This window comes from Mycobacterium sp. Root135, assembly GCF_001426545.1.
Classification (GTDB): Bacteria; Actinomycetota; Actinomycetes; order Mycobacteriales; family Mycobacteriaceae; genus Mycobacterium.
Genome location: NZ_LMEZ01000001.1, coordinates 852,975 through 867,601, shown reverse-complemented (window position 1 = coordinate 867,601; position 14,627 = coordinate 852,975). Strand labels below are relative to the sequence as shown.

Sequence of the window (14,627 nt, the reverse complement as noted above, 5' to 3'; positions counted from 1 at the left end):
GCGTTTCGTCGTTGCGGCGTGGACTAAGTCCACACTCGGCGGGGGTACTAGCGACGGCGCGAGCTGATCGCGCCGACGCCGGCGGCGGCCAGGCACGCTGCGGCCACGGCGTAGGCGAACCACGGGAACACCTCGCCGAGCGGCCAGCGGGTCGCGGCCCAGCCCGCGGCGATGGTCGGCACGGTCATGGCGCCGTAGGCCATCAGGTAGAACGCCGACATCGTCTCGCCGCGGCGGTTGGCGGGCACGACGTGGGACAGGTGGCGCAGGGAACCGCCGAAGCCGAGCCCGAAGGTCGCGCCGAGGAACGCGGCGGCGACGAGCACCAACGGCCAACTGTGCGTCGCCAGGACGGGCACGGTGAGGATGAGGGCGATCGCCATGCCGACGTCGCCGATGATGGCCGACCGCCGGGCTGGTATCCGGGTCGAGAAGAGCTGGGCCATGGCCGCGGCGAATGCCGTCGTCCCGACCACCGCGCCGCCGAACACCAGGTTGTGGACGTGGGTCTGCTGGGCCGCCAGTGACGGGTAGAGCGAGAGCAGGACGCCGAGAACCGACCACGACGCGGTGGCGCCGAGGGCGGCGAACCAGAAGTCGGCGCGGATCTCGGGTGGTACGGCGGGTTTGGCGATGCGGATGGGACCGCGGGTGCGTGAGAGGTGTGGCTCGCGCAGCGCGACGAGGCCGATGCCGAGGACGGCGCAGAGCACCGCGACGATCGCGTACGGGGTGCGCATCGGATGCGGCGCGTACTGCGCCAGCACCGCCGAGCCAACGATCGCGACCGTCATGCCGATGTTGAAGGCGACCCCGCTGAGCTGACCGGAACGGACTCCGTGGTCGGGCCGCAGGTCAAGCAGGGCTGCCGCGCCGGCCACCACGATCGAGCCGACGGCGGCGCCGTGGATGACCCTGGCGAGCATCAGCATCGCCATGCCGTCGGCGAGCAGGAAGATGCCGAGTCCGACGATCATCGCCACCACGGCGCCGAGCAGCACGGGCTTGCGACCGATGACGTCGGAGACCTTGCCTGCGACCAGGACGGCGGCGAGTGCGGCGACCGCGTAGACCGCGAAGACCAAGGTCGTGGACAGCGGGGAGAGGTGCCACTGCTCCTCGTACATGCCGTACAGCGGCGCGGGCAGGCCCGAGACTCCGAGCGCGACGCCGCTCAGGATGAGCAGCAGGGAGTAGGCCCCGCGCTGCGTCTGGGCGGTGCGCGGTGCGGAGGCGACCACTGCCACGAATCCTCCTCGGGCGGACGACGAGTTCGACGAACGTCGAACTCGGTCAAGGGTACGCTCGGTTCGATGAACGTCGAACCGGCAGTGGGGGAGAACACGGTCGAGTCGCCGTTTCCGACGTTCCCCGTCGCCGGCGTCCAGCAGCTTTTGGCCGCGCTCGCCGACCCGGTACGTCTGGAAATGGTCCGACGCTTGATGAATGGCGGCGGGCCGATGGTCTGCTCGGCGCTGTACGACGGCATCAACAAGTCCACGGCGACGCACCACTTCACGATCCTGCGCGAGGCGGGGATCACCGAGCGCTTGGCGATCGACGGGCACACGGTGCTGCGATTGCGGGTCGAACCGGTCGACGCCGAAGTGCCCGGCCTCCTCGGATCGATCGTCGAGAAGGCCAACCGCGAACTGGGCGCGCCCGGCTCCTAGTCGAGTCGGATCGACCCGACGGTCACGTCGACTGCGGGCTTGCCGTCGTCGCCGCCGTCCTTGACGCCACCCGCGGCGATCCGGTCGACGACGGCGAGGCCGGTCTCGTCGACCGTGCCGAACACCGTGTACGTCGGGGGCATCTCGGAGTCCGCGTAGACGATGAAGAACTGGCTGCCGTTGGTGCCCTGTCCGGAATTCGCCATCGCGAGGGTGCCCCGCGGATAGATGACGGTGGACTGCAGCGCCGGGTCGGCGAGCCGGTACTGATTGGTCGGGTACTCGTTGGGGAATCGGTAGCCCGGTCCTCCGTCGCCGTCACCCGTCGGATCGCCGCACTGCAGCACGCCAAGGGTGCTCGACGTGGTCAGCCGGTGACACGGCGTCTTGTCGTAGAACCCCTGCTGGGCCAGGCTGACGAAGTTGTTGACCGTGCAGGGCGCCTTGCCGTTGTCCAAGCTGACGCCGATGGCACCGTCATTGGTGACGACGGTGGCCTCGACGGTCTCCGGGGTGGTGGGGATGCGTCCCGTCCGCGGCGGGGTCACCGGCTTGCTGGCCGGCTCGGTGGTGGCCGGGTACTGGCAGTTGGACCCGAGCGTCGCCGACGGCTTGAACGGCGGCAGTGGCTGCCCCGGTGGCGCGGCCGAGACGCCCGGCGAGCCCGAACGCGAGCGGTTGGGGTCGAAGTCCTCGGCGAACCGGATCAGCAGACCGGCCAAGACCACGGTGGCGACGACGGCCACGACGGTCAACACCGCCACCACGTAACTGATCACCAGCCCGGCGACCGCAAGGCCGTGACCACCTTCGCGGGACTTCTTGATCTGCGACAGGGACACGTGCCCGAAGACGATGCCCAGCGGGAAGAACAGGAACGCGCAGATCAGCGACGCGATCGCCAACCCGTTGGTGCTTTGCGGTGTCGGTGGCGGCCCGTAACTAGGAGGTCCGTAACCAGGAGGTCCGGGCACCGGGCCCGACGGCAATGGCGGGTACTCCCCGTAGGGCGGGGGAGGCGGGATGGTCACTGCGGTCGGCCCGGTCCGGCGTCAGTCCAGTTGGAGCGACTTGATTTGAACGGGCGTCTTCGGAGCGCCGTCGTCGGCACCGCGATCGCCGGGCACCACGCCGCCCGCGGCGATCTTGTCGAGTGTCGCCAGACCCGTCGCGTCGATCGTGCCGAACGCGGTGTAGTTCGGGGGCAGCTGAGAATCCTTGAACACCAGGAAGAACTGGCTTCCGTTGGACCCGGGTGCGCCCGTGTTGGCCATCGCCAACGTGCCGCGGGGGTACACCACCGGCGACTGCAGGGCCGGGTCGTCGGGCCGGTACTGGTTGGTCGGGTACTCGTTGACGAAGCCGTAGCCGGGACCGCCGGTGCCCTTGCCGGTCGGATCCCCGCACTGCAGGACCGACAGGCCTGGCGACGTGGTCAGCCGGTGACAGGGGGTGTCGTTGAAGTAGCCCTGCTGTGCGAGGCTGGCGAAGCTGTTGACCGTGCACGGCGCCTTCGCATTGTCGAGCTGCAGCCCGAGGTTGCCCTCCGAGGTCGTCATGGAGGCGCTGATCTGCGCCGGATCCGTCGGCACCTTGCCAGAACGCGGTGGGTTGTTCTTCTTGCTGGCGGGCTCGCCCTGCGAGGCCGGGTACTGGCAATCGGAGCCAAGGCCTGCCGGGGCGACGAACGGCGGAAGACCGCCGCCAGCCGGAGGCGGCGTTGGCTCGGCGGCACTCGTCGGCGACGGCGTGTCGGCAGAGGCCTGCGTGTCGGAGTCCTTGCTGGTCAAGATCACCGTTGCGACGACGGCGCCGATGACGAGCACTACTCCCGCCGCGGAACCGATGATGGTGAAGAGGCGTCGCTTGCGCTCCTGGGCGGCGCGGCGCTCGAGCTGCCGCTCCAGTTTGCGCTTGGCCGTTTCCCGCCGCTGTTCGTTCGTCGGCACCGCGAAGTCCTCCTCGTGTTCGTGATCGGCAACGAGTGTGCCAGCAATGTCTGAGAAGAGGCCCTGCGACCCGCGAAAGGGGTGGATGGGAAACTGGTCGGCGTGTTCCTCACAGGGTTTCCGGCAGGCATGTTGCAGTGCAACTGCTACGTGCTGGCCCCGAAGCAGGGTGCCGATGCGATCGTCGTCGACCCCGGCCAGCGGGCGATGGCGCCGCTGCGCAAGATCCTCGACGAGAACCGGCTGACCCCGGCCGCCGTCCTGCTGACCCACGGTCACGTCGACCACATGTGGTCGGCGCAGAAGGTCGGCGACACCTACGGGTGCCCGGTGTTCATCCATCCCGAGGACCGGGAGATGCTCACCGACCCCATCAAGGGCTTGGGGCCAAGGCTGGCTCAGCTGGCGCTGTCGACGATGTTCCGCGAACCCCGCCAGGTGGTCGAGCTGGACCGCGACGGCGACAAGATCGAGCTGGGTGGCATCACCGTCACCGTCGACCACACGCCGGGCCACACCAGGGGGTCGGTGGTGTTTCGGGTGTCGCCGGGTGCTATCGGCGACCTGGCGTTCACCGGTGACACACTGTTCAAGCAGTCGATCGGGCGTACCGATCTCTACGGCGGCAGCGGGCGCGACCTGCTGACGTCGATCGTGTCAAAACTGTTGGTGCTCGACGACGACACCGTGGTACTACCTGGGCACGGTCCCAAGACCACGATCGGCGCCGAGCGTCGCACCAACCCGTTCCTCGAAGGAATCTGACTGAAATGTGCCGCACGTGAGTGACTTTCAGGCGCCCAAGGGCGTCCCGGACTACCTTCCGCCGGAGTCGGCGCAGTTCGTGGCTGTTCGCGACGGATTGCTCGACGCCGCCCGCCGGGCCGGCTACGGCCACGTCGAGTTGCCGATCTTCGAGGACACCGCCCTGTTCGCACGTGGTGTCGGCGAGTCGACCGACGTCGTCAGCAAGGAGATGTACACCTTCGCCGATCGTGGCGACCGGTCGGTGACGCTGCGGCCAGAGGGCACCGCGGGTGTCATGCGCGCCGTCATCGAGCACAACCTCGACCGCGGCCAGCTGCCCGTCAAACTGCGCTACTCGGGGCCGTTCTTCCGCTACGAGCGACCGCAGGCCGGGCGATACCGTCAGCTGCAGCAGGTCGGCGTCGAAGCGATCGGGGTCGACGATCCGGCGCTGGACGCCGAGGTGATCGCCATCGCCGACGAGGGATTCCGCTCGCTCGGCCTCGACGGGTTCCGGCTGGAGCTCACCTCCCTCGGCGACGAGACGTGCCGTCCGCAGTACCGGGAGTTGTTGCAGCAGTTCCTCTTCACGCTCGACTTGGACGAAGAAACACAGCGACGCGCTCAGTTGAACCCGCTGCGCGTGCTCGACGACAAGCGCCCGCACGTGCGTGAAATGACGGCCGCGGCACCGCTGATGCTCGACCACCTGTCCGACGTCGCCAAGCAGCACTTCGACACGGTGCTCGCCCACCTGGACGCGTTGGGCGTGCCGTACGTGATCAACCCGCGGATGGTGCGTGGCTTGGACTACTACACCAAGACGACCTTCGAGTTCGTCCACGACGGGCTCGGCGCGCAGTCGGGCATCGGCGGAGGTGGCCGCTACGACGGTCTGATGAAACAGCTTGGTGGCCAAGATCTCTCGGGCATCGGCTTCGGCCTCGGCGTCGACCGCACGGTGCTGGCGTTGGCGGCCGAGGGCAAGACCGTCGGGGAGACCGCCCGCGTCGAGGTGTTCTGCGTTCCGCTCGGCGACGCGGCGAAGTTGGCGCTGGCGACGGTGGCCGGTGAACTGCGTGCGGCAGGCCTTCGGGTCGACGTCGCCTACGGTGACCGGGGACTCAAGGGCGCAATGCGGGCGGCCGACCGGTCCGGTGCGCGGATCGCCTTGGTGGCGGGTGACCGGGACGTCGAGGCGGGCACCGTGGGTGTGAAGGACCTCGGAACGGGGGAGCAGGTCGACATTCGATCCGACGCCGTCGTGGCCGAGGTTCGCTCCCGACTGGCCTGACGCCCGGAGCGAGCGTGCGAGTCCTTGTGCAGCGGGTGACGTCGGCTCGGGTCGTGGTGGACGGCGTGTCGGTCGGGGAGATTCACCCCGACGGGCAGGGACTCGTCGCGTTGGTAGGTGTCACGCACGACGACGACGCGGACGTCGCTTCGCGGATGGCCGACAAGCTGTGGCGGCTGCGCATCCTCGACGGCGAACTGTCGTCCGCCGACGTGGGCGCGCCGATCCTCGTCGTCAGTCAGTTCACCCTTTATGCCAACACCGTCAAGGGCAGACGGCCGTCCTGGAACGCCGCCGCACCCCGCGCGGTCGCCGAACCGGTGGTGTCGGCCTTCTCCGATGCACTGCGGCGCCTCGGAGCGCACGTCGAGACGGGGGTCTTCGGCGCCGACATGGCCGTCGAACTCGTCAACGACGGCCCGGTGACGCTGATGCTGGAGCTCTGACCGCCTCCGCGGTGTAACGGTCCGGTACCGTTCGACGATGTGATGATCATGCGAAAAGCGACAAGCAAGATCGGGGCAGCCTTCGGTATGGCGGCGCTGGTGGCCGCCGCAGGGCTGGCCTCACCGGCCACTTCGAACGCCGAACCCGCAGGTCACCAGGTTCGATACACCCTGGTCTCGGCGGGTGACGCGGAATTCGACCTCTTCTATCTGGTCAATCAGCCGGCGGACAAGGCGGCGTACAACGCCGATTCCTACGCGTATCTGAAGAAGGACGAAATCACCCTGGCGGCCGGTGTGCCGTGGGTGTTCGAAACCACGCTCGCCGACCCGCAGTGGGCGATCCTCACGGTCAGCAGCACCACTCACGGTGGTCGCGCGGCGCCGAACCCGCACTGCGACATCGCCGTCGACGGTCAGGTCGCCGTGCAGCAGGACGCGCCGTACAACCTGCAGTGCCAGCTCGGTCAGTGGTAATCAACTCCTAGCGCTTCGGACGCGGCGGCCCACATTAGTGGTCGTCGCGTCCGATTGCGTTGTGGGAGTTCATCGTTCAGGCCGCGTCTATCTCAAGGGGCCTAGAACGGACTATGGGCTGGCAAGGTTTGCACCTTGCCAGCCCATAGAAGGAAGTTCTTAGATCGCGGTAACTCCGGTGGCCTGGGGGCCCTTCGCACCTTGTCCGACATCGAACTGAACCCGCTGAGCCTCTTCCAGCGAGCGGTAGCCGCCGCCTTGGATCTCAGAGTAGTGGACGAAGACATCCGGGGAGCCGTCGTCGGGGGCGATAAAGCCGAAGCCCTTTTCGCTGTTGAACCATTTCACAGTTCCCTGTGCCATACTATTTTACTTCTTTCATCAGGAGCGGATGTGTCTTACACCCGTAGGAAAGTCTACTGCACAAACCGCCGCGTATCTCACTAAAGATCGCCAATTTTGCGGATTGACTTTCAGATCGAACGTATGTTCGCATTGAACATGCGCTGGGACGGGCAAGGTGTCGAGGTCGACGACGGGGCATTGCCCGGTCTGCAACGCATCGGTTTCACGCGATCCGTCCGAACGCCGCAGTTCGAGGGCCTGACGTTCCACGAGATCGTGTGCAAATCCGCGCTGAACAAGGTGCCGAACGCCAGCAAGCTGCCCTTCAAGTACACCGTCAACGGTTACCGCGGCTGCAGTCACGCGTGTCGGTATTGCTTCGCCAGGCCCACCCACGAATATCTCGACTTCGACAGCGGCAGGGACTTCGACACCCAGGTCGTGGTCAAGACCAACGTCGTCGAGGTGCTGCGCAAGGAGTTGGCGCGTCCGTCGTGGACACGCGAGACGGTGGCGCTTGGCACGAACACCGATCCCTACCAACGTGCCGAGGGACGATATGCCCTGATGCCGGGAATCATTGGTGCGCTTGCTCATTCGGGTACGCCGTTCTCGATCCTCACCAAGGGCACGCTGTTGCGGCGAGACCTGGCGCTGATCGTCGACGCCGCCGATTCCGTCGAGGTCAGCGTGGCGGTCTCGCTGGCGGTTGGGGACCCCGACCTGCACGCGGATCTGGAACCCGGCACGCCGTCACCGCGCGCTCGGCTCGAGTTGATCCGGGCGATCAGCGAGGCCGGCCTGAATTGTCACGTGATGATTGCCCCGGTGCTGCCGATGATGACCGATTCCGTCGAGCACCTCGACGGATTGCTGGGGCGGGTCGCCTCTGCGGGCGCCGCCAGTGCGACGGTGTTCGGGCTGCATCTGCGCGGGTCGACCCGCGGCTGGTTCATGGATTGGCTGGCACAATCGCGGCCCGACCTGATCGGGCACTACCGCCAGTTGTACCGCCAGGGTGCCTACCTGCCGAAGAGCTATCGCGACGAACTGCGTGAGCGCGCCGCGCCGCTGCTCACCAAGCACGGGTTGGCGGGCGACCACCGGTCCTTCCGGCTGGCGACCACGCCGACGTCGACACCGCCCCGCGTCGTGGCGGAGCTGCAGCCCACGCTGTTCTGACGCCTTCACCCATCTCCACGAGATCTCCAAGCAATCACGTTGTCTGAGCGGCAAATTGGTGTGCACGCCCGACTGTGGCGCGTCGCCCAATACCGACAGGAACGCGTGTGGATCCTCTCGACCCGAACCCCCGGACTCGACGATGCCTGGGCGCGGCCGCACCGATCGTCGGCGCCGCGGTTGAAATCGTCGGCATCGCAACGTCACCGGTGATTGCCGCATGGCTGGCCGCCCACTACGGACTCCCCGTCGTCGGCGTGTACTTCGTCCTGGCGGCCGGCGTGAGCGTCGTGATCTCGCTGATCACGTGACCAGGATGCGACGAACGCGCACTAGGCGGCGCGTCGTGGGACCTGTCCCGCGGCGCCGTCGATCTTGGTGAGTGCGCGCCGTAATGCATGCCTGCTGCGGTGCATTCTGGTGAGCACCGTGTTGGTCGACACCCCGAGGAGTTCGGCGGCGTCTCGGCACAGCATGTCGCCGACGACGACGTGAAAGACGGTGGCGCGCATCTCCTCCGACAGTCCGGTCAGTGCCGTCATCAGTTCGGGATCCATCTCGTCGCGCAGCAGTTCGTCCTCGGCGGACGAGCAGGTGTGCCCATCGGCGACCGCAGGACGGTGGTCGACGTCGGTCATGTCGGCCAACAGCACCTCGGGACGAAGTTTCGCCGATCGGCAGGTGCTGAACCACGTGTTCCTCATGATGGTGAACAACCACGCCTTGAGGAACGTCTCCGGTTGGAGCCTGCCGTACGCCTTGAAGGCCTTCAGCATCGTGTCCTGGACGAGATCCTCGGCATCGGGTGAGTTTCTGGTCAGACTCACCGCGTACCGGTGCAACTCGGCCCGCAACGGCGCAACGTCTTCGTCGAATGATCCGGTGAGGCGATTCGGGACCGGTGGGGTGGCTGTCATGAATCCAATAGTGGTCGTCGGCGGATGGCCCCACGTGAAGATTCCATGGAGATTATATAAAGGTCGACGCGCGTGCCGTCCAGCCAACTGACAGCGTGGTGTGACCCGGGTTACGCTTCAGTGCAACGCAATTGGGTGACTGGCAATTCTCGAGCGCAGGCTACTCTCCGACGGTCGCCGACAACGATCCCAGCAGGCTCAGGGCGTCGGCACTTGGGGAGCCGGGCTCGGCGTGATAGACGACGAGCTCCTGCCCCGGAGTGGACCGGACGTCGAACGCCTGCATCGTCAGTGTGATCTTCCCGATGTCCGCGTGCTGGAAACGCTTCTCGCGCAGACTCTTTCCTCGAACGTCATGGCCGCGCCACAGGTCGGCGAACTCTGGGAACTCGGTCAGCATCCGAGACAACACTTCGCGCACGCGAGGATCGTTCGGATGCCGTCCGTGGTTGAGCCGGAAGCCTGCGACGGCGTCGGCGGCGACGTCGCCCCAGTCCACGTAGAACGACCGGGCGAGCGGGTCGCCGAATACCACCTCGAGCAGATTGTCGGAGTGTGGCCAGCCGCCAAAGAGCACGTCTGCCATGGTGTTTGCCGCCAGCACGTCGTAGGCGAGGTCGTAGATCAGGGCCGGGTTGTGTGGCCAGGCGGCCATCAGGGTCACCAGTGCGGGGTCGACCGCAGTGGAGGTGGGAGCCGCCGCGGTGATCGCGGCACCGGCGAGCCGGAAGAGGTGGTCGCGGGCGTCGTCGGTCAACTGCAACGCTCCGGCGATGGCGGAGACGACCTCTGGCGAAGGATGACGTTCGCGGCCCTGCTCCAGCCGGGTGTAGTAGTCCGGGCTGACGCCGGCGAGAAGGGCGACTTCTTCTCGCCGCAGTCCCGGCACCCGGCGCCGCCGCCGTGAGTGCGGACCCAGCCCGACGTCGTCCGGGGTGACCTGGGCGCGGCGAGCACGCAGAAAGGCGCCGAGAGCGGCCCCCTGGCGAGATTCCGGCATGTCCCCACGGTACGGAATGCGCACCCGCTCAGCCTGGGTGTGTCGCACCCAGGTTGCACGCGGCCTTCCTGACGCGCGCCGTCGTCGGCAGGGTGGTGACATGACCACCAACCATCAGAAGATCGCCTTCGTCACCGGTGCCAGCAGCGGCATCGGACGGGCGATCACCAAGCGTCTCGCCGCCGACGGTCACCACGTGATCGCGGCCGCCCGACGGACCGATCTGCTCGACGAGGTCGCCGCGAGCACCGACGGCGTCGAGACGTGCGCCCTCGACGTGACCGACCTCGACGCGGTGCGGGCCGCCGTGACCGCCACCGTGGAACGCCACGGCAGGCTCGACGTGTTCGTCGCCAATGCGGGCGTCATGCCGCTCTCGCGCCTGGACGCCGGTCTGGTGGACCAGTGGAACCACATGATCGACGTCAACGTCCGCGGGCTGCTGCACGGGATCGCCGCGGTGTCGGGCCCGTTCGCCGAACGGGGGAGCGGCCACTTCGTCACGATCGCCTCCATCGGCGCGCACGGGGTGACTCCTACGGCGGCGGTCTACTGCGGCACCAAGTACGCGGCGTGGGCGATCACCGAGGGCCTGCGGCTGGAGTCGCCCCCTGGCATTCGCGTCACCACCGTCTCGCCCGGCGTCGTGGAATCCGAACTCGCCGACACCATCACCGATCCCATTGCGCGACAGGCCATGTCGGAGTACCGGCGACACGCCATCCCGGCATCGGCGATCGCCGACGCCGTTGCGTTCGCGGTCTCGCAACCGCCCGAGGTCGACGTCAACGAGATCGTGGTGCGTCCCGCGAGTCAGCGCTGAGGGCGCTGCGCAGGACTACTCTTCGGGCATGGTGATGCAACGATGACCGTCGTCTTGGTCCACGGCGTGCCGGAGAACGCCGCTGTGTGGGATCTGCTCGTCGACGAGTTGGCCGCGCTGGGCGAGTCCGAGGTCCGCCGGTTGTCGCCGCCGGGATTCGGGGCACCGGTTCCCGACGGCTTCGCGGCCACGATGGACGGCTACCGCGAGTGGCTGATCGCCGAACTCGAGTCGGTGGACGGGCCCGTCGACCTCGTCGGGCACGACTGGGGTGGCGGCCACGTCCTGAACGTCGTCATGGCCCGGCCCGACCTGGTGCGGACCTGGGTGTCGGACGTTCCCGGCATCTTCGACGCCGACTATGTCTGGCATGACCTCGCCCAGGCCTGGCAGACACCGGAGGTCGGAGAGGCGGCGGTGGCCGACTTCACCTCGATGACCGATGCCGAACGCGCCGAATTCCTCGTCGGTGCGGGCATGTCCGCCGACGTGGCCGCCCGGGTGTCTCCTGCCGGTGACGAGGCGATGGGCCGGTCGATCCTCACCCTGTATCGGTCGGCGGCACAGCCCGTCCCGGCGGCCGCGGGGGCGAATCTCCAGGCCGCTGCCGCCCGGCCCGGTCTCGCACTGCTGCCCACCGAGGACCACTTCGTGGGCACCGACGAGCAGAAGCGTCGCGCCGCCGCCCGCGCCGGTGCCCGGGTCGAAGTGCTCGACGGGCTCGGCCACTGGTGGATGACTCAGGATCCGGCCGTCGCCGCGCGGGTGCTCGTCGACTTCTGGTCAGCGAACCGCTAGATCTTCAAATAGCCCTTGTCCGCAGGAATTTGGGCGGCCGTCACCAATGACGACGCGTCGCTCGCGAGCCACACCACCACGTCGGAGATCAGGTTCGGTGCGGCCAACGAGTCGGTTGGCAGGGCGCCGGGGGAGTAACTGTGGATGAAGTTCGGGTGTTCGGCGAACATCTCGTACATCGAGACGTCGTTGCCCATCGGGGTGTCCGTGCCGTACGGATGCACCGAATTCACCCGGATCCCGAACTCGCCCAGCTCGACGGCAAGTGAATTGGTCAGACCCACGACGCCGAACTTGGACGCGCAGTAGTGCCCGCAGCCGGGGACGGCCTTGATGCCAGCCGCCGAGCTGACGTTGACGATCGACCCGCCGTTGCCCGCGGCGATCATCGCGGGCACGGTGGCCCGGATCGTGTTCCACACTCCGGTGAGATTGGTGTCGATGGTCTCCTGCCACTGCTGGGCCGAGATCTCCCACAGCCGGCCCCAATTCAGCACGCCGGCGTTGGCCACCACCACGTCGAGGCGGCCGAACTGCTCGACGCCCTCGGCCACGACGCGCTGCTGTCCCTCGCCGTCGCGGACGTCGACCTCCTTGGCGAGGATCTTGCGGCCCTCGCCTTCGACCAAGCTGACGGTCTCCGCGAGGTCCTGCGGCGTCGCCGGTTCGTAGCCGTTGCTGGCCGCGACCGGTCCGCAGGCGTCGATCGCGATGACGTCGGCTCCGGCCCGAGCCAACCGCACGCAGTGCGACCGCCCCTGGCCGCGGGCGGCCCCGGTGACGTAGGCGACCTTGCCAGCCAACGGCTGATCGGAACTGCTCATGCGGGTTGCTCCTTCGGTGGCGTGCTCATCCGATAGTCGCTCAGCGGTGACCGCCGCGCGAAACGTCTTGAGCCGGTGATGGTTTGGGGCCGGTGGTACACCGTGTCGCGCTGCGAGTTCACGAAGTAGGTGTTGAGTGCGGGATTGCACTCGGTGAAGTACAGCCGCGCGGTCTTGCCGCGGCGTTCCATCAGCGCGTTCCATCGGTCGAACGCGTCCTGGCTGACCTCGGCGACCTGCTTGCCCCGTCTGCGGGTCTCGTCGACGATCCGGACGGCGTGCAGTGCGGTCGTCTCGACGAAGTCAGGCCAGGCGAAGCCGACGAAGCCGAGCGGCCCGACGATCTCCCACCGGTTGGGCAACCGGGGGTGTGCCGTCCCGGCGTACGCCCGAAGACCGTGGCTGCGGTAGTACTCGGCGAGGTCGAACCCGTTGGCGCCCAGCACCGTTCCGGCTCGGTAGGTCTCGGGGTCGGTCCACAGCTCGTAGCCGGTCGCCACCACGATGAGGTCCGCGGGATGGTCGACGCCGTCGACCGTGCGCACGCCACCGGGGGTGACGCGCTCGATGGGCGTGGTGATCAGATGTGTCGTCGGATCGTTGAGCGCGGTGAGGAACGCGCTGGAGATGACGGGTCGCTTGGCCATGATGCCGTAGCGCGGCACCAGGGCTCGCCGAGTCCGGGGGTCCTTGACGACCGCTCGCAGCAGCAGCCGGTACAGGGCCCGGCAGTAGGCGTCGTAGAAGGGCATGAGGCGCACGAGCATGCGGTCGGGGAGACGGGAGAACACGTGCACGATGGGCGCGATCATCGCGACGTCCATCAGGGTGCGGCCCGCGGCGTTGACCGCGGCGACGACACCGGGCACGCGCAGCGCCCGCCGCATCAGCGGCGGGATGTCGAAGTCGACCTTGGGGAGCACCCACGCCGGAGTGCGTTGGTAGACGTCGAGATTCGCGGCCTCGGCGGACAGCGCGGCGGCGATCTGCACACCGCTGGACCCGGTGCCGATGACGGCGATGCGCTTGCCGCGGGTGTCGTAGGAGTCGTCCCAGGCGTTGGGTCGCAGGATGGTTCCGGTGAAGTCCTCGAGGCCCTCGACGCCGACCGTGTCCTTCGCGTTGACGTAGCCGCCCACCGAACTGATGAGGAAGCGGGCGGTGAGCTGTGGTTGGTCGCGGATGGTCAGTCGCCACAGGCCTGCGGCGTCGTCCCACTGCTGGCGTACCACCTCGGTGCCCGTCCGCAGCCGCGGATAGAGGTTCAGCCGGGTCGCGGTGTCGCGCAGGTAACCCTGGATCTCCGGGCCGGGTGCGAACAGGCGTGACCAGTCCGAATTGGGCGCGAAGGACAGCTGGTACCACAGGGTGGGGATGTCAACGGCGAGGCCGGGGTAGTGGTTGTCCCGCCAGGTCCCGCCGACGTCGTCGCCACGCTCGAGGATGACGAAGTCGTCGATTCCCTTGCCCTGCAATTGGTGTGCGGCGGCGATGCCGCCCGGCCCCGCGCCGATGACTACGACCTCGAAGTCGGGCTCACTCACTGGGCACCTCCGGTGAGCCCGGCCACGACGTGATCGGTGACGAAACGTCGTACTGCCCTTGGGCTGTCGAGGTTGACGCCCATGGGTGGCAGCAGTTCGAAGCTGAACAGGATGCGCACGATCCACTCGCCTGCCCGCGCGGGATCCGTGGACTGGGCGACTTCGTGGTTCCCCTTGGCGGCCTTGACCAGCGGCTTCCACAGGTCGACGGCCCGCCGCATCAGGTCGTCACCGCTGTTGCGGAGCAGCAGTAGCAGGATGCTCTCGTTGACGCCGCGCGGCGTCACGTGGTCCGAGCGCTGGCGATGCGCGCAAATCAGCACCGCGGCTGCCCCGACCTGTTCGGCGAGGGTGTCGTGGCGGTCCACCTCGGTGGCCATGGCGTCGACGAACGTCGACGCAAGGTGCTCAAGGGCGATCCTGATGGCGTTGTCACGGCTGCCGAGGGCGTTGTGCACCGTGCCGCGGGACACCTCGGCGGCCTCCGCGACTGCCGTGAGGCTGAATTGGCGTGGGCCCAAGCGGCGCAACGTGTCGGCGTTGGCAGCCAAAAGCGTCGCGGACACCGGCCGAGCAGGTGCCGCTCCCTCGCGCATTTGAACACATTA

Annotated in this window: 18 protein-coding genes; 9 read left to right on the top strand and 9 right to left on the bottom strand. The window is 67.7% G+C overall.

Features of this window, described 5'->3' with window-relative positions:
• Positions 1–47: 47 nt before the first annotated feature.
• Positions 48–1,241 carry an MFS transporter gene (locus ASD37_RS04215; RefSeq protein ID WP_056548409.1) on the bottom strand — a complete coding sequence of 398 codons (1,194 nt, stop codon included), beginning with the start codon at positions 1,239–1,241 and terminating at the stop codon, positions 48–50.
• Positions 1,242–1,313: 72 nt separating this feature from the next.
• Here ASD37_RS04215 and ASD37_RS04210 point away from each other — a divergent pair, with 72 nt between their 5' ends.
• Positions 1,314–1,673: a helix-turn-helix transcriptional regulator gene (locus ASD37_RS04210; RefSeq protein ID WP_056548407.1), complete on the top strand. Its 360-nt coding sequence runs from the start codon at positions 1,314–1,316 to the stop codon at positions 1,671–1,673.
• On the opposite strand, the gene ASD37_RS04205 is transcribed toward ASD37_RS04210, so the two are convergent.
• Positions 1,670–2,698: a peptidylprolyl isomerase gene (locus ASD37_RS04205; protein ID WP_156720754.1), complete on the bottom strand. Its 1,029-nt coding sequence runs from the start codon at positions 2,696–2,698 to the stop codon at positions 1,670–1,672. The two genes, ASD37_RS04210 and ASD37_RS04205, sit on opposite strands and share 4 nt — an antisense overlap.
• A 27-nt stretch (positions 2,699–2,725) precedes the next feature.
• Positions 2,726–3,622 (bottom strand): peptidylprolyl isomerase, encoded by an 897-nt coding sequence (locus ASD37_RS04200; RefSeq protein ID WP_056548401.1) that lies wholly within the window; start codon positions 3,620–3,622, stop codon positions 2,726–2,728.
• A 102-nt stretch (positions 3,623–3,724) separates the two neighbouring features.
• On the opposite strand from ASD37_RS04200, the gene ASD37_RS04195 reads away from it, so the two are divergent.
• Genes ASD37_RS04195 through ASD37_RS04180 form a run of 4 tightly spaced genes read left to right on the top strand, consistent with a single transcriptional unit; the run spans position 3,725 to position 6,586 of the window.
• Positions 3,725–4,387, top strand: a complete 663-nt coding sequence (locus ASD37_RS04195) for an MBL fold metallo-hydrolase (RefSeq protein WP_056549809.1) — start codon at positions 3,725–3,727, stop codon at positions 4,385–4,387.
• A 16-nt stretch (positions 4,388–4,403) separates the two neighbouring features.
• Positions 4,404–5,663: a histidine--tRNA ligase gene (hisS, locus tag ASD37_RS04190; RefSeq protein WP_056549806.1), complete on the top strand. Its 1,260-nt coding sequence runs from the start codon at positions 4,404–4,406 to the stop codon at positions 5,661–5,663.
• Between the two features lie 14 nt (positions 5,664–5,677).
• Positions 5,678–6,109: a D-aminoacyl-tRNA deacylase gene (gene dtd, locus ASD37_RS04185; RefSeq protein ID WP_056548398.1), complete on the top strand. Its 432-nt coding sequence runs from the start codon at positions 5,678–5,680 to the stop codon at positions 6,107–6,109.
• A gap of 48 nt (positions 6,110–6,157) precedes the next feature.
• Complete coding sequence (locus ASD37_RS04180) at positions 6,158–6,586, top strand: hypothetical protein (RefSeq protein ID WP_056549804.1); 429 nt, start codon at positions 6,158–6,160, stop codon at positions 6,584–6,586.
• A gap of 159 nt (positions 6,587–6,745) precedes the next feature.
• Here the strand turns inward: ASD37_RS04180 and ASD37_RS04175 are convergent, their stop codons facing one another.
• Positions 6,746–6,949 (bottom strand): cold-shock protein, encoded by a 204-nt coding sequence (locus tag ASD37_RS04175; RefSeq protein ID WP_056548397.1) that lies wholly within the window; start codon positions 6,947–6,949, stop codon positions 6,746–6,748.
• A gap of 138 nt (positions 6,950–7,087) precedes the next feature.
• Between ASD37_RS04175 and ASD37_RS04170 the strand changes: the two genes are divergently transcribed.
• Both ASD37_RS04170 and ASD37_RS04165 read left to right on the top strand, forming a co-directional pair.
• Positions 7,088–8,113: an Rv2578c family radical SAM protein gene (locus ASD37_RS04170; RefSeq protein WP_056549802.1), complete on the top strand. Its 1,026-nt coding sequence runs from the start codon at positions 7,088–7,090 to the stop codon at positions 8,111–8,113.
• Between the two features lie 107 nt (positions 8,114–8,220).
• Positions 8,221–8,424: a hypothetical protein gene (locus tag ASD37_RS04165; protein WP_056548395.1), complete on the top strand. Its 204-nt coding sequence runs from the start codon at positions 8,221–8,223 to the stop codon at positions 8,422–8,424.
• 21 nt (positions 8,425–8,445) lie between these two features.
• Here ASD37_RS04165 and ASD37_RS04160 read toward each other — a convergent pair whose 3' ends face one another.
• Together ASD37_RS04160 and ASD37_RS04155 are read right to left on the bottom strand one after the other, a co-directional pair.
• Positions 8,446–9,030: an RNA polymerase sigma factor gene (locus ASD37_RS04160; protein ID WP_056548392.1), complete on the bottom strand. Its 585-nt coding sequence runs from the start codon at positions 9,028–9,030 to the stop codon at positions 8,446–8,448.
• 160 nt (positions 9,031–9,190) lie between these two features.
• Positions 9,191–10,030: a helix-turn-helix transcriptional regulator gene (locus ASD37_RS04155; RefSeq protein WP_056549800.1), complete on the bottom strand. Its 840-nt coding sequence runs from the start codon at positions 10,028–10,030 to the stop codon at positions 9,191–9,193.
• A 100-nt stretch (positions 10,031–10,130) separates the two neighbouring features.
• Between ASD37_RS04155 and ASD37_RS04150 the strand changes: the two genes are divergently transcribed.
• Together ASD37_RS04150 and ASD37_RS04145 are read left to right on the top strand one after the other, a co-directional pair.
• On the top strand, positions 10,131–10,853 hold the full coding sequence (locus ASD37_RS04150) for an SDR family oxidoreductase (RefSeq protein WP_056548390.1): 723 nt from the start codon (positions 10,131–10,133) through the stop codon (positions 10,851–10,853).
• Between the two features lie 42 nt (positions 10,854–10,895).
• The gene (locus ASD37_RS04145) at positions 10,896–11,651 is read left to right on the top strand and encodes an alpha/beta fold hydrolase (protein ID WP_056548388.1); all 756 of its coding nucleotides are present in this window, start codon (positions 10,896–10,898) and stop codon (positions 11,649–11,651) included.
• On the opposite strand, the gene ASD37_RS04140 is transcribed toward ASD37_RS04145, so the two are convergent.
• Genes ASD37_RS04140 through ASD37_RS04130 form a run of 3 tightly spaced genes read right to left on the bottom strand, consistent with a single transcriptional unit; the run spans position 11,648 to position 14,615 of the window.
• Positions 11,648–12,475: a mycofactocin-coupled SDR family oxidoreductase gene (locus tag ASD37_RS04140; protein ID WP_056548386.1), complete on the bottom strand. Its 828-nt coding sequence runs from the start codon at positions 12,473–12,475 to the stop codon at positions 11,648–11,650. The genes ASD37_RS04145 and ASD37_RS04140 overlap by 4 nt on opposite strands.
• Positions 12,472–14,019, bottom strand: coding sequence for an NAD(P)/FAD-dependent oxidoreductase (locus tag ASD37_RS04135; RefSeq protein ID WP_056548385.1), 1,548 nt, complete (start codon positions 14,017–14,019; stop codon positions 12,472–12,474). Before ASD37_RS04135 ends, ASD37_RS04140 begins: the two co-directional genes overlap by 4 nt.
• A complete protein-coding gene (locus ASD37_RS04130; protein WP_056548384.1) occupies positions 14,016–14,615 on the bottom strand; it encodes a TetR/AcrR family transcriptional regulator in 600 nt (199 codons plus the stop codon). Before ASD37_RS04130 ends, ASD37_RS04135 begins: the two co-directional genes overlap by 4 nt.
• Positions 14,616–14,627: the final 12 nt, after the last annotated feature.